Consider the following 20298-nt stretch of genomic DNA (forward strand, 5'->3'; position numbering starts at 1 on the left):
CCGGCCGGACCCGATCCGGAGGCCGAAGATGCACGCCACCAGCGAGCACGACCTGTCGCACGACCTGTCGCAGGCCCTGCGGCACGGCCCGTTCAACGCGGCGCTGCACGCCGCGATCCAGGCGCGCGGGCTCAGCCTGGAGGCCGTCCGGCGCCGGCTGGCCGCCGAGGGGGTCGCGGTCAGCCTGTCCACGCTCAGCTACTGGCAGCGCGGCCGGACCCGGCCGGAGCGGTCGGACTCGCTGCGCGCCGTGCGCGGCCTGGAGACCATCCTCGACCTCCCGCGCCACTCGCTGGTGACGCTGCTGCGGCCGGTGCCCGAGCGCAGCACGGGCAGCTGGCGGTCGCTGGAGGAGCTGTGCCCCGAGCCGGTCGTCCGGGACCTGCTGGACGAGATCGGCGACCGGGGCGACCGCGGCGTCACCGGCCTCAGCCTGCACGACCAGTACACCCTCGGCCGGGACCGGCAGCTCGCCGAGAACCGCACCCGCGTCGTGTTCCAGGCGCAGCAGCGCGGCGTGGACCGGTGGGTCGCCGTCTACCACCACCCGCACGGGGCCGTCCCGTCGTCGCGGTGGGCGCGCGGCTGCCGGTTCGGGCGCGTCCGCGTGGACGAGACCAGCGGCCTCATCGCGGCCGAGCTGCTGTTCGACCGGGCGCTGCGGCGCGGCGAGACCTACCTGCTGGAGTACGGGTTCGGGTTCGAGGAGACCGGGCCGCCGATCACCGAGGAGGGGCGCGGCTTCCACACGCCGCAGCACGAGTACCTGATCGAGGTGCGGTTCCATCCGGCGATGCTGCCCGCCCGCTGCTACCGGAGCTGGCGCCCCGACGGGCGCTCCGACCTGCGCGACGACGCGGAGCTGCGGCTGTCGAGCTACCGCAGCGTCCACTTCATCGAGTTCGGGATGCCCGCCGGGTACCACGGGATCCGCTGGGAGTGGGACTGAGTCACCGGACGAGCCGCGCCAGCAGCCGGTCCAGCTCGGCGGCCGGGTCGTCGGTGAGGCCCGCGTGGACCGGGCCTGGCTGCACGACGGTGCTGCGCGGGGCCGTCAGCCAGCGGAACCGCGCGCCGGGGGGCTCGGCGGCGGCCTGCCCGGCCGCGTCGCCGCCCCGGCAGAGCGCGTCCACGCCGTCCAGCGAGCGGTGGACGGCGCCGAGGTCCAGGTCGGGGTCCAGGGCGCGCAGCCGGTCCCGGTCGAGTTCCGCGCGGCACGCGAGGTAGTCCAGCGCGCGGCAGTACAGGACGACGCCGACGTTGACGCCCTCGCCGCGCTCCTGGCACGGCACGACGCGCAGCGCCGCGTACTCGAAGACGGTGCTCACGCCGGGCCCCCGAGCCAGCCGGGACGGTTCGCGCCGCGCCGGGACGCCGTTCGGGGCCGGTTCACGGCGACGTCCAGGGACGGCAGCCACACGCGGGGCTCGGCGGCCCGCTTCAGCAGGATCTCGACGTAGGCGTCGCGGACGGCGTCCGGTCCGTCGAAGCCGGGTTCGCCGTCCAGCCACGCGTCCGGGACGAGTGCCACGATCTCGCGCAGCAGGTCCTCGGTGACGCGCGGCGCGAACTCGGCTTCGGCCGCCGCCAGCTCGGTCGCGCGGGGCGTGAGGACGTGGTCGTCCACGTCGTAGGGGCCGCTGAACAACCGCGCCGCGTTCGCCCACGCGTGGTGGAAGATGAGGCTCGCGCCGTGGTCGATGAGCCAGACGTCGCCGTGCCAGACGAGCAGGTTCGGGTTGCGCCAGCTCCGGTCGACGTTGCCGATGAACGCGTCGAACCACAGCACGCGGGACGCGAACGCCGCGTCGACCTCCCAGCCGAGCGGGTCGAACCCGAACGAGCGCGGCAGGTAGTCCACGCCGAGGTTCCAGCCGGTGCTGGCCTTGAGCAGGTCCTGGACGTCGGGGTCGGGCTCGTGCCGTCCGATCAGCGGATCGAGGTCGATGACGACGAGGCTCGGCACGCGCAGCCCGAGCCGGCGGCCCAGCTCGCCCGCGATCACCTCGGCGACCAGCGCCTTGCGGCCCTGCCCGGCGCCGTGGAACTTCATCACATAGGTGCCGAGGTCGTCGGCCTCGACGATGCCGGGCAGCGATCCGCCCTCGCGCAGGGGCGTCACGTACCGGACAGCGGTCACGAGCGGCAGCACGCCTGCACGCTATCGTGCGGCGGGTGGAAGCCGCCGAGCTGGTCGATCTGTCGGTCCCGCTGCGCACGGGGATGCCGGTGTACCCGGGCGATCCGGAGGTGGCGGTCGAGACCGCGCTGACGGTCGCGCGCGACGGCGTCAACGTGCAGCGGCTGCACCTCGGCTCGCAGTCCGGGACGCACGTGGACGCGCCGTTCCACATCGACGACGCGCTGCCCCGGCTCGACCAGCTCCCGCTGGAGCGGTTCGCGGGCCCGGCGGAGGTGCTGGACGCGCGCGGCCGGGAGCCCCGCGCGCCGATCGGCCCGGACGCGCTGCCCGCCGGGCTGCGGCCGGGGGTCGTGCTGCTCGTGCTGACGGGCTGGGCGGAGCACTGGGGCACCGACCGCTACCTCGCCCACCCCTACCTGACGCCGGAGACGGCGGCGGCGATCGTCGCGGCGGGCGTCCGGACGGTCGGGATCGACGCGCTGAGCGTCGACCGCACCCCGCCGCCCGGCGACGACTCCTTCGACCTCGCCGCGCACCGCGTCCTGTGCGGGGCGGGCGCGGTGATCGCCGAGAACCTGACCCGGGTGGAGCGCGTCGCGGCGGCGCGGGCGGCGGGCCGCGGCGCCGAGGCGCTGCTGTTCCCGCTGAGCCTGGCCGCCGACGGGTCCCCGGTTCGCGCGGTCGCCCGGCTCAGCGGATCATCCTCCAGCAGGTGAAGGTGGGCATGCGCCAGTAGTCGCCGCGGCCCGCCTTCACCGCCGCGAGGATGAGGAAGACGTACTGGGCGATGATGTGGAAGAGGAACAGCGGGATGAGGAGGAGGACCAGCGCGGGCGCGTCCATGACGATGGCCAGCGGGATCAGGACGATCAGCGGGACGAGGAGCTGGATCGTGACCGTGAGCTGGTAGTTCAGGGCCTGCGCGGCGTGGAAGCGGACGAATCCGGACTCGCGGCGCTTGACGAAGTAGATGACGAGCGGCGCGATGAAGCCCATGACGAGCGAGCCGATGTAGACGCCGAGGGCCCAGTTGACGTCGTCGCCCGCGACCGTGCCGCGCGGGCCGCCGGGGTTGCCGGGCGGGCCGTAGCCGTAGCGCGGGTCGTAGCCCTGCGGGGAGCCGTAGGAGTACCAGGGCGGGGGAGTCTCGCCCGGCGGCGGTTCGGGGTCGTGCACGGTGGAGTCCTTCCACAAGGGGACATGTCCGACGATCGTGGCATAACGTTCGGCCATGGCGACCGTGCTGGTGGTGGAGGACGACGCGGACGTCCGGGCCGCCCTCATCCGCGAACTGACCGCGCGCGGCCACGCGGTCCGCAGCGCCGGGACGGCGGTGGACGCGCTGCGCGAGGTCGCCGGGAGCCCGCCGGACGTCGTCGTGCTCGACCTCGGCCTGCCCGACCTGGACGGCGGCGCGGCGCTGCGGATGCTGCGCGGCGTGTCCGACGTGCCGGTCGTCGTCGCGACCGCCCGCGACGACGAGCCCGAGATGGTGCGGCTGCTCAACGCGGGCGCCGACGACTACCTCGTCAAGCCGTTCTCCGCCGAGCACCTGGTCGCGCGGCTGGCCGCCGTGCTGCGCCGCACCGGACGCGCCGGGGCCGCCGCCGACCTGCGCGTCGGCGGCCTGCTGCTGCGCCCCGACCGGCGGGAGGCGTCGCTGGACGGCGTCCCGCTCGAACTGACCCGCCGCGAGTACGACCTGCTCGCGTACCTGGCGGCGCGGCCCGGGCAGGTCGTCGCGCGCCGCGAACTGCTCGCCGAGGTGTGGCGGCAGACCTACGGCGGCGACCAGACGATCGACGTCCACCTGTCGTGGCTGCGCCGCAAGCTCGGCGAGACCGCCGCCGCGCCGCGCTACCTGCACACCGTGCGCGGGGTCGGGGTGCGGCTGGCGGCGCCCGCGTCATGAGGCGGACGCTCGTTCTCGTCTCGCTCGCCGTCACGTCGATGGTGGCGCTGGCGTTCCTCATCCCGCTGGCGCTGACCGTCCGGGAGATCGCGCGGGACCGGGCGCTCGCCGACGCCGTGCGGGAGGCGGGGGCGCTGCGCCGTCCGGTCGCGGCGGCCTGGTCGGGCGGCACCGGGACCGCCGACCGCGCCGCCCTCGCCCGCGCCGTCGCGGACACGCGGGCGGGCGCGGCGCGGCACGCGGTCGTCCATCTGCCGGGCGGCCGGACGGTCCCCGCCGACGTGCGCGGACGCGCCGGGGCCGCGCCGCTCGACGCGGTCGTCCGGGCGGGCGTCGCCGACACCGTCCGGGTGCGCGGCGGGTACGCCGTGCTGGACCCGGTCTGGCTCCCCGACGGCCGCACCGCCGTGGTCGAGGTGTTCGTTCCGGCGGCGACGGCGTCGCAGGGCGTCCCGGCGGCCTGGCTGGTGATCACGACGGTCGCGGTGGCGCTGGTCGCCGGGTCCGTCGCGGTCGCCGACCGGCTCGGCCGCCGGATGATCCGCTCCACCCGGCGGCTCGCGGGCGCCGCGACCGCGTTCGGGGCGGGCGACCTCGGCGTCCGCGTCGACCCCGACGGTCCGCCCGAGGTGGTCGAGGCGGCGCTGGCGTTCAACGCGATGGCCGACCAGGTCGTCCGGCTGCTCGCCGCCGAGCGCGAGATGGCCGCCGACCTGTCGCACCGGCTGCGCACCCCGCTCGCCGCGCTGCGCCTCAACGCCGAGGCGCTCGGGGACGGCCCGGACGCCGCCCGCGCCCGCGCGTCCGTGGACCGGGTGGAGCGGGAGGTCGACGAGGTGATCCGGGCCGTCCGGCGGCCCACCGCGCGCGGGAACTGCGACGCGGCGGCGGTGTTGCGCGACCGCGTGGCGTTCTGGTCGGTGCTCGCCGAGGACGAGGGCCGGCCGCTCGCGCTGACCGGCGCGTCGGGGTCCGCGCCCGTCCCGCTGCCCGCCGCCGAGCTGGCCGCCGCCGTGGACGCCGTGCTCGGCAACGTCTTCCGGCACACCCCGGAGGGCACGGCCTGCGCGGTCGCGCTCGGGCGCGGCCCCGGCGGCGTCGCGATCACGGTCGCCGACGGCGGCCCCGGCATCGCCGACCCGGGCGCGGCGCTGCGGCGCGGCAGCAGCGGCGGCGGCTCCACCGGCCTCGGCCTGGACATCGCCCGCCGCGCCGCCGCCGCGACCGGCGGCCGGCTCACGGTCGAGCGGTCCGCGCTCGGCGGCGCGCAGGTGCGGCTGGCGCTGCGGACCGGGTCGGTCGCGGCGCGGCGGCCCGGACGCTGGACGGCGTTTTGGGGAAGACATGGGCATGACCGTCCTTCGGGCGGGACACCCCAGCACATGTGAACCCACGCGCTCGCGGCCTGGTCGCGCTGCTGGCGGCCGGCGCCGTCCTCGTCGTCGGCTGGCCGCTGCTGAGCCGCGCGCTCGGCTCGTCCGCCGAGCCGCTGCGCGACGGATCGCGGCTGACGCTCGGCTCCGGGTCGGCCGAGGCGCGGTTCGCGGTCGGCCCAGGCTGGTCGCTGCGCAAGTCCGGCAGCGACCCCGCGCAGTCCTACAAGCTGGAGCGGGCGGGGACCGACCTCGCGATCTCGCTCGTCGCGCCGCCCGCCGGGACGAGCCCGGTCCGGCTCTGGGAGGGCCTGCGCGACGTCGTGCGCATCGGCGACCCGGACGCGCGGCTCGGCGTCCCGCGCCCGTTCCGGAACGGGCTGAGCGGGCCGCTGCAGGTCGGCGCCAACCTCGGTTCCGCGACCGTCCTGCCGAATCCCGACGGGACGGCGGCCGTCGAGGCGACCGTGCTCGGCGGAACCCCGGACGACCTGGACGCCGCCGCGCGGGTCGTCAGGTCGCTGCGCTTCACCGGGGCGGCGCGGTGACGGCGCCCGCCGTGCCGCTGCGGCGCGCGTCCCGGCCGGACGGGGCGTCGGTCGTCGCGCACGTCGTCTTCGGCGTCCTCGCGGCGGCGGGCGTGGTCGCGCTCTGGTCGCTGTACGCGGGGGCGATCACGGTGTTCCCCGGCGCGTTCGTGCTGGGCGTCGTGCTCCAGGGCGCGGTCGTGGTGATCGGGTTCACGCTGCTGGGACGGCTGCGCCCGATCCACGCGCCACCGTTCGGGACGTCCCTGGCCGCGCTCGTGTGGGGCGCGACGGCGGCGAGCGGCGCGTCGGTGATCGCCAACGACGGCCTGCTCGCGGTGTGGGCGAAGGTCGGGACGCTCGGCTTCTCCTCGGCGTGGGGCGCGGCGCTGTCGGCCCCGCTGAACGAGGAGCTGCTGAAGGCGGCCGGGATCGCGCTGCTCGCGCTCGCCGTCCCGCACGCCGTGCGCGGGCCGGTGGACGGCATGATCTTCGGCGCGCTGGCCGGGCTCGGGTTCCAGGCCGCCGAGAACGTGATCTACGGGCTCCAGGCGGTGCCGTCCGGCGGCGGCGTGGACCAGGGCGCGGCGGTCGTGCAGTCGTTCCTCGGCCGGGTGCTGGTCACCGGGCTCGGCTCGCACTGGACGATGTCGGCCGTCGCGGGCGCGGGCGTCGGCTACGCGCTCATCGGGCGGCGCTGGACGGGCGCGGGCCTGATCCTCGCCGCGATCGCGATGCACTGGCTGTTCGACGCGCCGTTCCTGGCGTTCTTCGCCGGGACGATCGCGAAGGTCGCCGTGAACTTCGTCGCGGCGGTCGCGCTGTACTTCGCCGTCCGGCACGGGTACCGCGTCCACGCGCGCCGGGTGCTGCCGCCGGGGGAGAGCGGGTCGCTGATCACGCGCCGCGCGCGGCGGCGGGCGCGCCGGGAGACGCCGACCGGGCCGATCCGCGCCCGGCTGGCCGCCTACCAGGAGTGGCGGCTCGCGCAGATCGACCGGACGCGGCCGGGCCGCACGCACGCCGTCGTCTAGGCCTTCATCGCATCGCCGAGCAGCAGCCGGACGGCGTCGGCGGTGCCCGCCGCGCCCTCGCCGGTGGCCAGGCGGCGCACCGCGAGCCCGTAGAGCAGCGCGACGACGGCCGGCGCGTGCCGCTCGGGCTCGGCCACGCCGAGCGCGGTGAGGACGGCGGTGGCGAGCCGGTCGTAGGCGGCGACCGAGCGGGCCGAGGTCTCCCGGACGGCCGGGTCGCGCGCGGCGTGCAGGTGCAGTTCGAGGTTGGCGATCTGCTCGGGGCCGTTGGCGAACTCGACGATCGCCTTCTCGACCTCCTCGGCGGCGTGCGCGGGGTCGGCGCCGCTCGCGCGCAGCTGCTCCACATGGGCGCGGATGCGCTCGATCTCGCCGTCCACGAACGTCCGCAGCGCCTCGCGCAGCAGGTCGGACTGGCTCGGGAAGTGGTAGGTCAGCGAGCCGAGCGACACCCCGGCGGCGCGGGCGACCGCGCGGTTGGTCACGGCGCCGACGCCCTGCTCGCCGATGAGGCGCAGCGCCGAGGCGAGGATGCGGTCGCGGGGCTTCACCCGGCCAGTCTTCCATTCGCGTCCCGCCCGGTCTATCGTTCGTACGAACGAACGACACCGGGAGGGCGCATGGACGGGCTGGGGCTGGCCGCGCAGGCGGAGCTGCTCGATCGCGGCGAGGTGTCGGCGAAGGAGCTGGTCACGGCGTCGCTGGAGCGCATCGACGCGCTGGCCGGGCTCGGCGCGTTCCGGGTCGTCCGCGAGCGCGCCGCCGCCGAGGCCGCGGAGGCCGACCGGCGGCGCGCGGACGGCGAACGGCTCCCGCTGCTCGGCGTCCCCGTCGCGGTCAAGGACGACACCGACGTCGCGGGCGAGACCACCCCGTTCGCGATCCGCGCCGACCACCGGCCGAAGACCGAGGACGCCGAACTCGTCCGCCGGCTGCGCGCCGCCGGGGCGATCATCGTGGGGAAGACGACGACCTGCGAGGTCGGGCTGTGGCCGTTCAGCGAGTCGCCCGGCTTCGGCGCGGCCCGCAACCCGTGGAACCCCGAGTATTCGCCGGGCGGTTCGTCCGGCGGGTCGGCGGCGGCGGTCGCGGCCGGGATGGTGCCCGCCGCCGTCGGGTCGGACGGCGCCGGGTCCGTCCGCATCCCCGCCGCGTGGACGCACCTCGTCGGCATCAAGCCGCAGCGCGGGCGCGTCTCGGGGTTCCCGCACCGCGAGCAGTTCCACGGCATCACCGTCCACGGGCCGCTGGCGCGCAGCGTCGAGGACGCGGCGCTGCTGTTGGACGTCCTCACCGGCAGCCACCCGGAGGACGTCCACCGCCTCGACCCGCCGGCCGCGCCGTTCGCCGCCGCCGCGCGCCGCGACCCCGGACGGCTGCGCGTCGCGGTCTCGTTCACGACCGCGTTCGGCGTGAGCGGGAGGCTGGACCCGCAGATCCGGGCGGCCGTCGAGCGGATCGCGCGGCGCCTCGCCGACCTCGGCCACCACGTGTTCCCCGCCGACCCGGACTACGGGCTGGTCGGGCTCGGGCTCGTCCCGCGCGGCACGGCGGGTGCGGCGGACTGGCTGGACGGCCTCACCGGCGCCCGTCCCGAGGCCCGCACCGCCGCCGAGGCGCGGCTCGGCCGGATCGTCGGCCGCCGGATGCTCCCGCTCGCGCGGCGGCTCGACCCGTCCTTCCGGCGGCGCGCGGGACGGATCTTCCGGTACGCCGACGTCGTCCTGACCCCGACGACCGCGCGGCTCCCGCTGAAGGTCGGCGCGTTCGACGGCGCGGGCTACCGGCGGACGCAGTCGGGCGTCGCGGCGGCGTGCCCGTACGCGTGGCCGTGGAACGTCCTCGGCTGGCCCGGCGTGAACGTCCCGGCCGGGCTGAGCGACGCCGGGCTGCCGATCGGCGCGCAGCTCCTCGGCCCCGACTCCGGCGAGGCCCTGCTGATCGCGCTCGCCGGGCAGCTCGAACGCGCCGAGGGCTGGACGGCGCTGCGCCCGCCCGAATCAGCGCAGCGCGTCGCGTGACAGCCGGTCCGCGCGGCGCGTCGTCTCCGGCAGCCGGTACCGGGGCGTGAGCGCGAGCGTCAGCGCGCACGCGGTGTCCAGGTCCATCCGGTGGCCGACGGACACGAACACCGGCTTGACGCCGTCCCGCGTGCGCAGGACGCGGCCGACCTCGGCGCCGTCCAGCAGCAGCGGCCCGCTGTCGCCGCGCCGCTCGCCGGGCGGCTCCCAGTCGCCGACGAACGCGGTCTTCGCGACGCCGAACGCGGGCAGCCCGGTGAGCACGCCGACGTGGCACGCCAGCCCGAACCGGCGCGGATGGGCGAGCCCGTAGCCGTCGCAGACGAGGACGTCCGGCGCCGCCGGAAGACCGCGCAGCGCGGCGAGCAGCGCGGGCACCTCGCGGAACGCGAACAGGCCCGGCACGTACGGGAACGCGGCCGTGCCGGTCGCGACGGACGACGCGACGACCTCCAGCGTCGCCGTCTCCAGCACCACGGCCGCCGCCGCGAGCGGGGCGCCGTCGCCGTCGCCCGCGTAGGACACGTCCAGCCCGGCGACCGTCGCGGGGGAGCGCGGTCCGGGACCGCGCAGGTCGAGGCGGGGGCGCAGCGCGTCCTGGACGGCCTCGGCCTCGGCGGGCGTGCGCGGCCAGCCCGGCGGCTCGGCGATCTCCATGCCCCGGGACGTTACGCCAGCGCGGAGTACGCGGCGTCCAGCAGCGCGACCGCGCGCGGATCCCCGGCGAGCTGCGCGCCCATCCGGTTCGGCAGGTAGGCGAACGCCAGCCCGGCCGCCGGGTCGCCGAGCCCGAGCGAGCCGCCCGCGCCCGGATGCCCGAACGCCGTCGCGCGGCCCGCCGCCGGGACCGGCAGCATCGTCGCGGGGCGCATGTAGCCGAGGCCGAACGCGGAGTCCACGACGAGCGTCCGGTCCGGGCCGTGGACGCGCGGGCGCAGCGCCTCGGCCAGCGTGTCCGGCTTGAGGATCCGCCCGGCGGCGAGGTCACGGTAGAACGCGGCCAGCGACCGCGCCGTCGCGATCATGCCCGCCGACGGCCAGCCCGCCCGCAGCACGACCGGGTTGTTGAAGCCGCCCTTGCCGGGCGTGGGCGCGCTGAGCGCCCGCACGAACGTGCTCGCCGGGTCGGTCATCGCCGCGCGCAGCTTCGCGAGGATCTCCGGGTCGTCGGTCGGGACGACGGGTCCTGCGTTCTCCTTGCCGCCCGGCGCGAGCCGCGCGGCCCGCCCGATGACGTCGTCCGGGGCGCCGACCCACAGGTCCAGGGCCCCGGCGAACTCGCGCCGCGCGTACGCGCCGACCGGCAGCCCCGCGACGCGCCGGACGATCTCCCCGGCCAGCCAGCCGAACGTGAGCGGGTGGTAGCCGTGGGCCGTGCCGGGCGTCCACTCGGGCTCCTGCGCCGCGAGGATCGCCGACGCCGTGTCCGCGTCGGCGGCCTCCTCGGCGCTCACCGGACGCGCGAACGCGGGCAGCCCGTCCTGGTGCGACAGCAGGTGCGCGGCGGTCGTGCCGTCTTTGCCGCCCTGCCCGTACTCCGGCCACCACGCCGTCACCGGGCCGTCCAGGTCGAGGCCGCCGCGCTCGGCCAGGTGCAGCGCGGCCGTCGCCGTGACGGCCTTGGTGCACGAGAACGCGAAGCAGGGCGTCGACTCCTCCCAGGCGCGGCCGGTGCGCCGGTCGGCGCTGCCGCCCCACAGGTCCACGACCTTGCGGTCGCCGACGTAGACGGCGACGGCCGCGCCCAGCTCGCGGCCCGCCGCGAAGTTGCGCTCGAACGCGTCCCGCACCGCCGCGAAGGCCGGATCGCAGAATCCCGTGACTGGCGACATGTCCGGTCCGTCCTCTCTGGAGGGTCGAAACCGAATCATGCTCGATCGGCGTCCGCCGGGACGACGCGGGGTCGGCCTCAGAGATGTCCGAGCCGTCCGGCGGGCTCGGGCTCGGGGAGAGGCGCGACGTGGCCCGGCCGCGTCCGCCCGAACTCCAGCGCGAGCAGCGCCGCCGCGACGGGCACGAGATCGGTCCAGGCGCGGAACAGCACGCAGCGCGGCTGGTAGTCCGGCCGGAACTTGCGGTTGAACAGGAACAGCGACTCGACCGCGATCCACGGGTCCAGCAGGTGCAGCGCCCGGTACCCGGCGCGCTCCAGCGGGCCGCGGTCGTCGGTCTCCAGCAGCTCGCGGAACGCCGCGAAGTTCAGCGACACGACGTCCAGGCCCCGGTCCGCCGCGTACGCGACGGTCTCGGCGATCAGCCGCTCGTTGACGCCGTTCGGGCCGCCGGGCCGCCGCCGCATCGCGTCCAGGCTGAGCGCGTTCCCGGCGCGGGCGTAGCGCTGGAAGCCGACCGGCTCGCCCGCGCGGTCGTAGGCGACGGCGACGACCGTGCCGGGGTGGCGGCCGGTCAGCAGCTCGTCCAGGTTCATCGAGAAGCCGCGCTCGGCGGCGCCGCCGAGGGACGAGCGGGCGACGTCCAGCAGCTTCGCGCGCAGCTCGGGGGACAGGTCCCGCTCGGCCAGCACCTCGGTCACGACGCCCGCGTTCACCGACCGCTGCACGGCCTGGCGGACGTTGCGCATCCGGCGTCCGGCCAGCGCGAACCCGGCGGGCCGCAGCAGCACCTCGTCGCCGATGCCGATCGAGCGCAGGCCGTCCCACGCGGGGACCAGCTCGGGCCGCGCGCCGAGCACCGCCGGGCGCCAGCCGGACGTCCGGCACAGCTCCAGGAACGCGTCGATCGCCGCGCGGTGCGACGCGGGGTCGCCGACGGGGTCGCCGCCCGCCGCCGCGATGCCGAACAGCACGCGGTACCCGATCGCGGCGCGGCCGTCCGGGCTGAACACGTACGACTTGTCGCGGCGCAGCGCGAACGGCGCCAGCGTGTCCGATCCCGGATGCGCGACGAGCAGTGCCACGCGGCGGCGCTCGGCGTCGTCGCCGGGCGCGGGCGCCGGGTCGGGCGCGAGCAGGGTCAGGACGAGCGCGAGCAGCCCGGCCCCGCCGAGCGTCGCGAGGACGCCGGGCAGCCAGTCCGCGCCCTCGATGTGCGCGCCCGTCGCGCCGAGCCCGGACGCCAGGTCGCGGCCCACGCTCCCGACCGCGACGCCCCCGAGCAGCACCGAGCCGACGGCGGCGACGACGATGAGCGCGCCGCCGACGACCGCCGCCGTCCGGACGCGCGCCGGATGCGGCCCGACCGGGTAGTCGCCGCGCCGCAGCCACAGCGCGACCAGCGCGGCGGCGAGCAGCGGGCCGCGCCACGGGGCGTCCTCCCCGGCGAGCACCGCGACGAGGCCGAGACCGGTCAGCGCGAGCACGCCGACGAGCGCGGCGCGGCGGCGCAGCAGGATCCCGCGCGCGACGAGCAGCAGCGCGAGCGCGAGGACGACGGCGTGCGCGGGCGCCAGCGGCTCCCCGGTGACCAGCACCGACGCCCGCCGCAGCCAGCCGGGCGAGCCCGGGACCGCCGGGACGGCGAGGAGCGCGGCCACCGTTCCCGTCCCCGCGCCGACGGGCCAGACCGGTCCGGGCGGCTTCGCATGCTCCACCAGAGACACCTCCGACCCGCGCAACCATGATCTCCGGGAACTCATTCCCCGTTTCGTACGTTAAGTCGCGTCTGTTCGGGCCGCTACGGTGATCCCATGAGCGGTTTCAGGCATGTGGTCGTGTTCCGGTGGAACGAAGGGACGACGGTCGAGCAGCAGGAGGACCTGGCGCGGCGGCTGCGCGCGCTCCCGGACGCGATCCCGGAGATCGCCGCGTACTCCGTCGGTCTGGACGCGGGGGTCAACGCGACGAGCTACGACTTCGCGGTCGTCGCGGACTTCGCCGACCGCGACGCCTACCTCGTGTACCGCGACCACCCGGCGCACCGGGCGGTCCTCGACGAGTTCGTCGCGCCGATCACCAAGGACCGGGCGGCCGTCCAGTACGCGTTCTAGTCGGCACTGGCCCGACACTGACCCGCGCGCGGGCGCTCAGCCGAGCGCCCGCGCGTTCAGGATCGCGTCGCGCAGCGTCTGCGGCGCGGCGGCCTCCAGCAGCCGTGAGCCCCCGCCCAGCGGGACGAGCGCCCACCACGACCGGGTGGCCTTGCCGTACCAGACGCGGACGCCAGGGAACTGTTCCTGCAGCCCGCGCACCGCCGCCGCCGTCGCGGCGGCGGTGGGCTCGTCGTCGAGACCCGCCGTGTCCCGCTCAGCCGTCATGTCGCCTCCCCCGTGTGCCTCTAGGTAACAGCGTGATCCGGACCCGAAACGTCACCGCTGATCGGCGAAATGTGACGAAGGACACGATGTCATCCCGAGCCCGCCCGTGCAGGCAGGACGCCGCGAAAAGCGGCGAAACAGCAGGAGAACGACGGCGCTCGGGACCGGGCGGACGGTTCAGCGCGCATGGACGCCGTCGAGAATGATCCCGAGGTGGTGCTCGGCGAGCCGCGCGGCGTCCGTGCGCTCGCCCCGGCCGGACCAGCGCACCGCCGCCCGCACCGCGTCGCGGATCATCCGGTGGGTCAGCTCGGGGTCGAGGTCGGCGCGGAACTGCCCGTCCCGCTGGCCCCGGCGGATCGTCTCGACCCACAGCGCCTCGATCTCGGCCTCCGACCGCGCGACGTAGGCGAACCGCGCCGTGCTCCGCAGATGGTTCCAGTCGTTCTGCAGCACCGTGATCGCCGCGCGGTGCGGCTCCAGCGACGCGAACGCCGCGTGGACGAGCGCGGTGAGCGTCGCGCGGGCGTCCTCGCCCGCCTCCACGGCGGCCCGCGCCGCCGCCGCGGTCTCCGCGAAGTACGCCGTCAGCAGCTCGTCCACGATCGACTCCTTGGAGTCGAAGTGGTGGTAGAGGCTGCCGGACAGGATCCCGGCCTCCTTGGCGATGTCGCGGACCGTCGTGGCCTGGAAGCCCTTCTCGGCGAAGAGGCCGGCCGCCAGGCGCACGAGGTGCTCGCGGCGGCGCGAGGCGAGGGCCGCGTCGCCGCGTCCCCGGCGGCGCCGCGCCGTGCCGGGACGCCCGGAGTTCGCAGTGGTCACCCGCGCCATTATGCCCGGGCATACCGGGCGCTCCGGCGTCCGCGACGCGGGTCCTAGAGTCGGGAGCATGCCCGACGTGATCGTGTTCGACCTCTACGGAGTCATCGCCCGCACGCAGTCCGACGCGGCCGTGCGCGCGATCGAGGACCTGGCGGGCGTCCGCGGCGCCCGGTTCTGGGACGCCTACTGGACGTGCCGCCCGGACTACGACGCGGGCCAGGAGAGCGCCGCCTACTGGGCGACGGTCGCCGACCGGCTCGGCGTCGCCTTCGCCGACGTCTCCGCGCTCATCGAGGCCGACCTCGCGAGCTGGACCCGCGTGGACGACCGCATGGTCGAACTCGTCGCCGACCTCGCTGAGAAGGGCCGTACGCTCGGCCTGCTGTCCAACATCATCGCCGACCTCGTCCCGCGCTTCGAGGCGCTGCACGGCGACTGGCTCGGCCACTTCGCCGAGCGCGTGTACTCGTGCCGGATCGGCGTCGCCAAGCCCGACCCGCGCGCCTACGCGATCACCGCGCGGCGGCTCGGCGCCGACCCCGCCGACGTGCTGTTCTTCGATGACTCCCCGGCGAACGTCGAGGGCGCCCGGCGCGCGGGGATGCGCGCCGAGGTCTTCGCCTCGCCCGAGCAGGTGCGCGCGCTCGTCGGCGCCTGACCCGTCACGGCTCGGCCGGGGGATCGACGGGCAGCGGCAGGTCGCCGCCCGCCTCCGCCGCCGCGGCCAGCCGCTCGCGCAGCGCCCGCACCAGCGCGTCGCCCTGCTCGGTCAGCCGCTCGATGGCCGGGATCGCCAGCTCGTCGCGCGTCGCGTCGGCGAGCAGCGCGTCGTACTCGTGCGCGTCCCGGGTGAGCGCCTCCAGCCGGCGTTGCGCGCGCAGCGCCTCGTCCGCCGCGACGGCCCGCTCGGCGTAGCGCTCCAGCGCCTCCACCCGGCGCGTCACGGCCGCCACCGACCGGTCCAGCTTCTCGCGCAGCGGACGCAGCGCCGCCTCGACCTCGGGCAGCTCGTCCTCGACGGCGTCGGCGTCGCGCGCCGTCCGCAGCCGCGCCTGCCGGGCGAGGATCTGCGCGATCTCCCACTCCTGGCGGGGCAGCGTCACCGTGTTGTCGATCGCGTCGAGCAGCCCCTCCCGGTGGACCTCGGCGGTCAGGACGGTGTCGATCGCCCGCTGCGCCCGCGCCAGCAGCGCCCGCGCCGGGGCGTCCAGGTCCTCGGGGACGACGTACCGGTCCCGCCGCCGGTCCAGCTCGCGGGCGCGGCGGGCGTCCAGCGTCACGCCCGGTACGATCGCCCACAGCAGCGCCCCGACCAGCGCCACCGGCACCAGCCACATGCCGAGCAGCGCCGCCGCCCCGGCGCCGAGCGCGAGCAGCGCCAGCGGCCCGAGCCACACCAGCGGACGGCCGCGCCGCACGATGCTGTCCAGGTCCGCGCGCAGCGTCGGGTCCGCGACCGGACGCGCCTCGCCCGGCAGCGCCCGCGCCGGCGGCCCGAGCGGCGCGCCCACCCGCTCCCAGTGCGACGCCACGTGCGTCTCGAACGCGAAGTCGGTGGGGGAGATGTCGACCTCGGCCGGGCCCGGCGGCAGCGGCCACGACCCGACCGGCTCCCCGCCGCCCGGCCCGGTGAACCGCACCCACCAGCCGCCCTTGGCCTCCGCGCACCGGTACCGGCCGGGCGCGACGTCGATCCCGACGAAGAACGTCCCGATGCCCGGCACCGTCTCCCCGGGCGCCGCCGCCGTCATGCCCGGCCCCCGGCCGGGTCGCCTGCTCGCTGCCGCGTCATCCGCCGCCCCCTCCGGAAGGCCCGTTGTCGCGCGCTGTCTCCGCCATTGTCCATCTCCGGGCCGTACGGTCGCGGTTCCCGCCCCGTCCGTCCGGCGTGGCGCCGCTCACCGGGGGTGGAATACTCCCCCCGTGCGACCCGAACACGACCCCCGCGACGACCCGCCGTGGGCCATGCAGCTCATCGTCCGCGTGGAGAAGGCGGACCCGCCCGGCCACGACGCGGTGTGCGCCGCCGCCGCGACGGCCGTCGCGCGGCTGCTCACCGACCCGCGCGCCGCCGCGCCGGACGGGGAGTGGCATGCGGCCGTCGCCGAGTGGGAGGCGCGGCGGATCCGCAAGGTCACCCGGCGGGCGCGCGGCGTCCGCTGGCCGGAGGCGCAGGGGCTGCCCGGCGTGACGGTGGCGTACGGCGGCGCGGAGGTCCGCGCGTTCGTGCCGTCGCCGGTCGCGGACGTGCCGCCCGAGCTGGCGAAGCTCCAGGTGGCGGGGCTGGACCTCGCGGCCGACGACGAGCCGCCCGTCCCGGCCGTCCCCTACGCGGCGATCGCGCTGAACCCCGGCGTGACGATCACGACCGGGAAGGCGGCGGCGCAGTGCGGGCACGCCGCCCAGCTCCTGCTGCGCGCCCTGCCCGGCCGGAAGCAGCGGGCCTGGACGGACGCCGGGTCGAATGTGCGCATCGTGCACGGCGTCCCGTGGGAGACGTCCGTGAAGCGCTCGCTGGTCGCCGTCCGGGACGGCGGGTTCACCGAGGTCGCGCCCGGCACGATGACGGCCGTGGCCTGGCTGGAGACCTGACCGTTACGGCTGCTGCGGCGGGTCGAGCAGCGTCTCGTCGGGCGACGGGCGCGGCGGCAGCGCCTGCGGCCGGGTCGGCGCCGGGTCGTTGGACGGCAGCGGATGCGGCATCGTCCGGTCCTCCGGCGCGGGCGCGGGTTCCGGCGCGGGCCGCTGCTGGCGCCACTTGTTCATCGCGGCGAGCGCGAGTTCCTGCGTGCGTCCGGGCAGCACCGGCAGCGGCTCCTGCTGCCCGGACGACCCGGCCGCGCGCGCCTTCACGCTGAGGCTGTAGGAGATCAGCAGCACCACGACGAACCCCGCCAGGTAGACCAGGTGCAGGCCGAGCGCGAGCCACTTGCCGCGGATCACGTCCAGCGCGGCGAACACGCCGTACCCGGCGGCCCAGGCGGCGAGCGCGGGCAGGAACCACACGTCCCGGCGCCGGGCCAGCGCGGCGGCGGCCACGAGGACGAGCGCGAACTGCACCGCCTTCACCACGACCAGCGCGGGCAGCCCGAGCCCGGACCCGACGTAGGCGGCGAGGTCGGCGCGGCGCCCGGCGACGTCCAGCGCGGTCGTCGCGAGCGTGCCGATGCCGAACGCCGCGAGGAAGACGCCGACCGGGTAGTGGAAGCGGTGCCAGTTCGCCGCCTCCTTGCCGGGCGGCGCCGGCGGCGCGGCGTCGGCGGGCGGCTCGGGGTAGGCCGGGGCCTCGGGATAGGCGGGCGGCGCGGCGGAAGGCCGCGCCGGCAGCGGCTGGTCGGGCCGGGTCCATTCCGGGTTCCCGCCGGCGCCCACGGTCATCGTGCCCCCATCCTCCGTGTACGTCAGTACGCGCAACTTACCGCGAACCACACCGAATCGAATGCCCTGTCTCGGCCAGATCGGGCGAACCGGTTGCCGAACCGCCGCTGACCTGCCGGAAGTGCTTGCGTGGAGCCCGGCCAGGGGGGAGGCTGAGCCGTTGTCGGGCCATGCGGATTCCACAGGAGCGACGAGGGATGACGCCTGACGAAACGGGAACAGCCGCGCTGCTGAAGTCGCGGATGGAGTATCTGGAGATGCTGGGCGCCGAGCTGGCCGGGCGCGGGTTCCGCGTGCGGATCACCCTGCCCCGCGACCAGGCGCCGAGCCTGCACGTGACCAATCCGGACGCGTCGGCCCTCTCGGAGAACATCCTCGCCGAGGAGGGGCCGGACGGCTGGTGGTTCTGGTGGTCGTGGGCGGAGCGCATCGCGCCCGCGGCCGACGTGACCGTCGCGGCCGAACGGGTCGCACTGGTGCTCGCCGTCCAGTGAACGACGTGATCATGCAGCGACGCTCCGGTCCGTCCCGGGACGGGAGCTGCATGATCACGGCCGCCGCCCGCCGCTGATCCCCGGCCCGCCGGACGCCGTCCGGATCCGGCAATCGTTGGCTCCGCGAACATATCCGGGGTCGCCCGCCCGTCGCCCCGCCCGGCTCGCCCATGCCCGCACGCGACGTACCGTGGCAGGCGTACGACCTCTTCGCCCAGGTGACAGGCCTGTTACTGGATTGTTACTGCCGACAACAAATTGGTCGGTTCGGACTCTGGCAATCCGCCGACGGGCGACATATGTTGCCGGGTACAACATACGGCCGATGTGATCTCGATCACCGGCCGGTCCCACCCCCTCCGGCCGCGCTCCGCGGTCGCCCCCAGAAAGGACCCGGGATCATGCGCAAGGGGATCCTCGGTTTCGCGGCCGTCTCGGTGGCCGCCGCCCTCTCGCTCACGGCCTGCGGAGACGACAAGGGCTCCGGCTCCGGGTCGGACGCCGCCGCCAAGGGCAAGATCGGCGTGATCCTGCCCGACACCAAGTCGTCCGTCCGCTACGAGAGCTTCGACCGCCCGCTGCTGGAGAAGGCGTTCAAGGCCGCCGGCGTCAAGTACGACATCCAGAACGCCGAAGGCTCGACGCAGCGCTTCCAGACGATCGCCGACCAGATGATCACCGGTGGCGTGACCGTCCTGCTCGTGGACGGCCTGGACTCCAACTCCGCCGCCGCCGTCCAGCGCAAGGCGCAGTCGCAGGGCGTCAAGACGATCGACTACGACCGGCTGACCCTCGGCGGCGTCGCCGACTACTACGTCTCGTTCGACAGCACGAAGGTCGGCGAGGAACTGGGCAAGGGCCTCCAGAAGTGCCTCGGCGACAAGAAGGCCAACATCGCCTACCTCAACGGCGCCGCGACCGACAACAACGCGACGCTGTTCGCCCAGGGCGCGCACAACATCCTGGACAAGGTCCCGAACTACACCAAGGTCGCCGAGCAGGCCGTCCCCGACTGGGACAACCAGAAGGCCGCGACGATCTTCGAGCAGATCTACACCCAGCAGGGCGGCAAGGTCGACGGCGTGCTGGCCGCCAACGACGGCCTCGCCAACTCGGCCATCTCGATCCTGAAGAAGAACGGCGAGGCGGGCAAGGTCCCGGTGACCGGCCAGGACGCGAGCCTCCAGGGCCTGCAGAACATCCTCGACGGCACGCAGTGCATGACCGTCTACAAGCCCGTCAACCAGGAGGCCGACGCCGCCGCCAAGCTGGCGCTGTCGCTGCTGAAGGGCGAGAAGGCCCAGACCAACAGCACGATCAACGACCCGCAGGGCAAGCGCGACGTCCCGTCGGTGTTCATCCCCGTGATCCCCACCTTCAAGGACGGGGTCAAGAAGGTCGTGGGCGACGGCTTCGTCAACAAGGCCGACCTGTGCAAGGGCGCCTACGCCAAGAAGTGCGCGGACGCCGGGATCCAGTGACCCATCCGCCGGTGAGCGCGCCCGCCCGCGCTCACCGGTGACGACCCCGCCCGGCGGACCTGTCCGCCGGGCGGGGCTCCCCACCGGACCGCAAGGAGGATCCGTGGCAGAGAACGGCGAACCCGTCCTGCGCCTGACCGGAGTGAACAAGAGCTTCGGGCCGGTCCACGTGCTCCACGACGTGGACTTCACGCTGCGCCAGGGCGAGGTGATGGCCCTCGTCGGCGACAACGGCGCGGGCAAGTCCACCCTGATCAAGTGCATCGCGGGCATCCACCCGATCGACGGCGGCACCGTCGAGTTCGAGGGCCGCCCGGTCCAGATCGGCAGCCCGCGCGACGCGGCCGACCTCGGCATCGAGGTCGTTTACCAGGACCTCGCGCTGGCCGACAATCTCGACATCGTCCAGAACATGTTCCTCGGCCGCGAGCGCACGCGGGGCCTGGTCCTCGACGAGGACTCGATGGAGAAGGCCGCGCGCGAGACGCTCGCGCGCCTGTCGGTCCGGACCGTGAAGTCGGTCCGCCAGCAGGTCGCGAGCCTGTCGGGCGGGCAGCGGCAGACCGTCGCCATCGCCAAGGCCGCCCTGTGGGACTCCAAGGTCGTCATCCTGGACGAGCCCACCGCCGCGCTCGGCGTCGCGCAGACCCGGCAGGTCCTCGACCTCGTCCGGCGGCTCGCCGACACCGGCCACGCCGTCGTGCTCATCTCGCACAACATGATCGACGTGTTCGAGGTGGCCGACCGGATCACCGCGCTCTACCTCGGCCGCGTCGCGGCGGAGGTCCGGCGCGAGGACGTCACGACCGGGCAGGTCGTGGAGCTGATCACCGCGGGACGGTCGGGCGACATCGGACTCGCCCCGGCCACCGCCGCAGAGACCATCTGATGGGGGACGCG

Annotated in this window: 24 protein-coding genes; 13 read left to right on the plus strand and 11 right to left on the minus strand. The window is 75.7% G+C overall.

Annotated features, from left to right (window positions below; translation table 11 throughout):
• Positions 1 to 28 precede the first annotated feature (28 nt).
• Positions 29 to 949 carry a hypothetical protein gene (locus GQ466_RS05930; RefSeq protein WP_161101706.1) on the plus strand — a complete coding sequence of 307 codons (921 nt, stop codon included), beginning with the start codon at positions 29 to 31 and terminating at the stop codon, positions 947 to 949.
• 1 nt (position 950) lies between these two features.
• Here GQ466_RS05930 and GQ466_RS05935 read toward each other — a convergent pair whose 3' ends face one another.
• Both GQ466_RS05935 and GQ466_RS05940 read right to left on the minus strand, forming a co-directional pair.
• Positions 951 to 1328, minus strand: coding sequence for a DUF3037 domain-containing protein (locus tag GQ466_RS05935; RefSeq protein ID WP_161101707.1), 378 nt, complete (start codon positions 1326 to 1328; stop codon positions 951 to 953).
• Positions 1325 to 2152, minus strand: a complete 828-nt coding sequence (locus GQ466_RS05940; protein ID WP_161101708.1) for a HipA family kinase — start codon at positions 2150 to 2152, stop codon at positions 1325 to 1327. The genes GQ466_RS05935 and GQ466_RS05940 overlap by 4 nt, the downstream gene beginning before the upstream one ends.
• 23 nt (positions 2153 to 2175) lie before the next feature.
• On the opposite strand from GQ466_RS05940, the gene GQ466_RS05945 reads away from it, so the two are divergent.
• Entirely contained in the window at positions 2176 to 2859 is a 684-nt protein-coding gene (locus GQ466_RS05945) for a cyclase family protein (protein ID WP_378186628.1), read from the plus strand.
• On the opposite strand, the gene GQ466_RS32230 is transcribed toward GQ466_RS05945, so the two are convergent.
• Positions 2834 to 3319, minus strand: a complete 486-nt coding sequence (locus GQ466_RS32230) for a DUF4870 domain-containing protein (RefSeq protein ID WP_337193336.1) — start codon at positions 3317 to 3319, stop codon at positions 2834 to 2836. The two genes, GQ466_RS05945 and GQ466_RS32230, sit on opposite strands and share 26 nt — an antisense overlap.
• Before the next feature lie 55 nt (positions 3320 to 3374).
• Here GQ466_RS32230 and GQ466_RS05955 point away from each other — a divergent pair, with 55 nt between their 5' ends.
• From GQ466_RS05955 to GQ466_RS05970, 4 genes are read left to right on the plus strand one after another with little or no spacing between them, the layout of a single operon-like run.
• Positions 3375 to 4055 carry a response regulator transcription factor gene (locus GQ466_RS05955; RefSeq protein WP_161101711.1) on the plus strand — a complete coding sequence of 227 codons (681 nt, stop codon included), beginning with the start codon at positions 3375 to 3377 and terminating at the stop codon, positions 4053 to 4055.
• A complete protein-coding gene (locus tag GQ466_RS05960; RefSeq protein WP_161101712.1) occupies positions 4052 to 5443 on the plus strand; it encodes a sensor histidine kinase in 1392 nt (463 codons plus the stop codon). Before GQ466_RS05955 ends, GQ466_RS05960 begins: the two co-directional genes overlap by 4 nt.
• Positions 5440 to 5976 carry a hypothetical protein gene (locus GQ466_RS05965; protein WP_337193337.1) on the plus strand — a complete coding sequence of 179 codons (537 nt, stop codon included), beginning with the start codon at positions 5440 to 5442 and terminating at the stop codon, positions 5974 to 5976. Before GQ466_RS05960 ends, GQ466_RS05965 begins: the two co-directional genes overlap by 4 nt.
• A complete protein-coding gene (locus GQ466_RS05970; protein WP_161101713.1) occupies positions 5973 to 6989 on the plus strand; it encodes a PrsW family glutamic-type intramembrane protease in 1017 nt (338 codons plus the stop codon). Before GQ466_RS05965 ends, GQ466_RS05970 begins: the two co-directional genes overlap by 4 nt.
• Here the strand turns inward: GQ466_RS05970 and GQ466_RS05975 are convergent.
• A complete protein-coding gene (locus GQ466_RS05975) occupies positions 6986 to 7540 on the minus strand; it encodes a TetR family transcriptional regulator (RefSeq protein ID WP_161101714.1) in 555 nt (184 codons plus the stop codon). The two genes, GQ466_RS05970 and GQ466_RS05975, sit on opposite strands and share 4 nt — an antisense overlap.
• 69 nt (positions 7541 to 7609) lie before the next feature.
• Here GQ466_RS05975 and GQ466_RS05980 point away from each other — a divergent pair, with 69 nt between their 5' ends.
• Positions 7610 to 9010 carry an amidase gene (locus tag GQ466_RS05980; RefSeq protein ID WP_161101715.1) on the plus strand — a complete coding sequence of 467 codons (1401 nt, stop codon included), beginning with the start codon at positions 7610 to 7612 and terminating at the stop codon, positions 9008 to 9010.
• Here GQ466_RS05980 and GQ466_RS05985 read toward each other — a convergent pair.
• The 3 genes from GQ466_RS05985 to GQ466_RS05995 all read right to left on the minus strand — a co-directional run bounded on the left by GQ466_RS05985 (position 8990) and on the right by GQ466_RS05995 (position 12560).
• Positions 8990 to 9667 carry an endonuclease V gene (locus GQ466_RS05985; RefSeq protein ID WP_161101716.1) on the minus strand — a complete coding sequence of 226 codons (678 nt, stop codon included), beginning with the start codon at positions 9665 to 9667 and terminating at the stop codon, positions 8990 to 8992. The genes GQ466_RS05980 and GQ466_RS05985 overlap by 21 nt on opposite strands.
• A gap of 11 nt (positions 9668 to 9678) precedes the next feature.
• Entirely contained in the window at positions 9679 to 10842 is a 1164-nt protein-coding gene (locus GQ466_RS05990; protein WP_161101717.1) for a serine hydrolase domain-containing protein, read from the minus strand.
• Between the two features lie 77 nt (positions 10843 to 10919).
• Positions 10920 to 12560: a phosphatidylglycerol lysyltransferase domain-containing protein gene (locus GQ466_RS05995; RefSeq protein WP_161101718.1), complete on the minus strand. Its 1641-nt coding sequence runs from the start codon at positions 12558 to 12560 to the stop codon at positions 10920 to 10922.
• Positions 12561 to 12656: 96 nt separating this feature from the next.
• Between GQ466_RS05995 and GQ466_RS06000 the strand changes: the two genes are divergently transcribed.
• Positions 12657 to 12956: a Dabb family protein gene (locus GQ466_RS06000; RefSeq protein WP_161101719.1), complete on the plus strand. Its 300-nt coding sequence runs from the start codon at positions 12657 to 12659 to the stop codon at positions 12954 to 12956.
• A gap of 36 nt (positions 12957 to 12992) precedes the next feature.
• Here GQ466_RS06000 and GQ466_RS06005 read toward each other — a convergent pair whose 3' ends face one another.
• Positions 12993 to 13223 carry a hypothetical protein gene (locus GQ466_RS06005; RefSeq protein WP_161101720.1) on the minus strand — a complete coding sequence of 77 codons (231 nt, stop codon included), beginning with the start codon at positions 13221 to 13223 and terminating at the stop codon, positions 12993 to 12995.
• A 177-nt stretch (positions 13224 to 13400) separates the two neighbouring features.
• Entirely contained in the window at positions 13401 to 14054 is a 654-nt protein-coding gene (locus GQ466_RS06010; RefSeq protein ID WP_161101721.1) for a TetR/AcrR family transcriptional regulator, read from the minus strand.
• 58 nt (positions 14055 to 14112) lie between these two features.
• Here GQ466_RS06010 and GQ466_RS06015 point away from each other — a divergent pair, with 58 nt between their 5' ends.
• Positions 14113 to 14703 carry an HAD family hydrolase gene (locus GQ466_RS06015; protein WP_161101722.1) on the plus strand — a complete coding sequence of 197 codons (591 nt, stop codon included), beginning with the start codon at positions 14113 to 14115 and terminating at the stop codon, positions 14701 to 14703.
• Between the two features lie 4 nt (positions 14704 to 14707).
• Here the strand turns inward: GQ466_RS06015 and GQ466_RS06020 are convergent, their stop codons facing one another.
• Complete coding sequence (locus GQ466_RS06020; RefSeq protein WP_161101723.1) at positions 14708 to 15796, minus strand: hypothetical protein; 1089 nt, start codon at positions 15794 to 15796, stop codon at positions 14708 to 14710.
• 172 nt (positions 15797 to 15968) lie between these two features.
• Between GQ466_RS06020 and GQ466_RS06025 the strand changes: the two genes are divergently transcribed.
• The gene (locus GQ466_RS06025; protein WP_161101724.1) at positions 15969 to 16637 is read left to right on the plus strand and encodes an aminoacyl-tRNA hydrolase; all 669 of its coding nucleotides are present in this window, start codon (positions 15969 to 15971) and stop codon (positions 16635 to 16637) included.
• Between the two features lie 3 nt (positions 16638 to 16640).
• Here the strand turns inward: GQ466_RS06025 and GQ466_RS06030 are convergent, their stop codons facing one another.
• Complete coding sequence (locus GQ466_RS06030) at positions 16641 to 17423, minus strand: hypothetical protein (protein ID WP_161101725.1); 783 nt, start codon at positions 17421 to 17423, stop codon at positions 16641 to 16643.
• 197 nt (positions 17424 to 17620) lie between these two features.
• On the opposite strand from GQ466_RS06030, the gene GQ466_RS06035 reads away from it, so the two are divergent.
• From GQ466_RS06035 to GQ466_RS06045, 3 genes are all read left to right on the plus strand, one after another.
• A complete protein-coding gene (locus tag GQ466_RS06035; protein ID WP_235828429.1) occupies positions 17621 to 17917 on the plus strand; it encodes a hypothetical protein in 297 nt (98 codons plus the stop codon).
• A 401-nt stretch (positions 17918 to 18318) separates the two neighbouring features.
• Positions 18319 to 19398, plus strand: a complete 1080-nt coding sequence (locus tag GQ466_RS06040) for a sugar ABC transporter substrate-binding protein (RefSeq protein ID WP_161101726.1) — start codon at positions 18319 to 18321, stop codon at positions 19396 to 19398.
• A gap of 103 nt (positions 19399 to 19501) precedes the next feature.
• Complete coding sequence (locus tag GQ466_RS06045) at positions 19502 to 20287, plus strand: ATP-binding cassette domain-containing protein (protein WP_161101727.1); 786 nt, start codon at positions 19502 to 19504, stop codon at positions 20285 to 20287.
• The last annotated feature ends 11 nt before the right edge of the window (positions 20288 to 20298 follow it).

It is taken from the genome of Actinomadura rayongensis (genome assembly GCF_009831215.1).
Lineage (GTDB): Bacteria > Actinomycetota > Actinomycetes > Streptosporangiales > Streptosporangiaceae > Spirillospora > Spirillospora rayongensis.

Coding starts and splice junctions, on each gene's coding strand:
- GQ466_RS05930 (WP_161101706.1), top strand. CDS start 29: ATGCACGCCACCAGCGAGCACGACCTGTCGCACGACCTGTCGCAGGCC.
- GQ466_RS05955 (WP_161101711.1), top strand. CDS start 3,375: ATGGCGACCGTGCTGGTGGTGGAGGACGACGCGGACGTCCGGGCCGCC.
- GQ466_RS05960 (WP_161101712.1), top strand. CDS start 4,052: ATGAGGCGGACGCTCGTTCTCGTCTCGCTCGCCGTCACGTCGATGGTG.
- GQ466_RS05980 (WP_161101715.1), top strand. CDS start 7,610: ATGGACGGGCTGGGGCTGGCCGCGCAGGCGGAGCTGCTCGATCGCGGC.
- GQ466_RS05985 (WP_161101716.1), bottom strand. CDS start 9,667: ATGGAGATCGCCGAGCCGCCGGGCTGGCCGCGCACGCCCGCCGAGGCC.
- GQ466_RS05990 (WP_161101717.1), bottom strand. CDS start 10,842: ATGTCGCCAGTCACGGGATTCTGCGATCCGGCCTTCGCGGCGGTGCGG.
- GQ466_RS06000 (WP_161101719.1), top strand. CDS start 12,657: ATGAGCGGTTTCAGGCATGTGGTCGTGTTCCGGTGGAACGAAGGGACG.
- GQ466_RS06005 (WP_161101720.1), bottom strand. CDS start 13,223: ATGACGGCTGAGCGGGACACGGCGGGTCTCGACGACGAGCCCACCGCC.
- GQ466_RS06010 (WP_161101721.1), bottom strand. CDS start 14,054: ATGGCGCGGGTGACCACTGCGAACTCCGGGCGTCCCGGCACGGCGCGG.
- GQ466_RS06015 (WP_161101722.1), top strand. CDS start 14,113: ATGCCCGACGTGATCGTGTTCGACCTCTACGGAGTCATCGCCCGCACG.
- GQ466_RS06020 (WP_161101723.1), bottom strand. CDS start 15,796: ATGACGGCGGCGGCGCCCGGGGAGACGGTGCCGGGCATCGGGACGTTC.
- GQ466_RS06030 (WP_161101725.1), bottom strand. CDS start 17,423: ATGACCGTGGGCGCCGGCGGGAACCCGGAATGGACCCGGCCCGACCAG.
- GQ466_RS06035 (WP_235828429.1), top strand. CDS start 17,621: ATGACGCCTGACGAAACGGGAACAGCCGCGCTGCTGAAGTCGCGGATG.
- GQ466_RS06040 (WP_161101726.1), top strand. CDS start 18,319: ATGCGCAAGGGGATCCTCGGTTTCGCGGCCGTCTCGGTGGCCGCCGCC.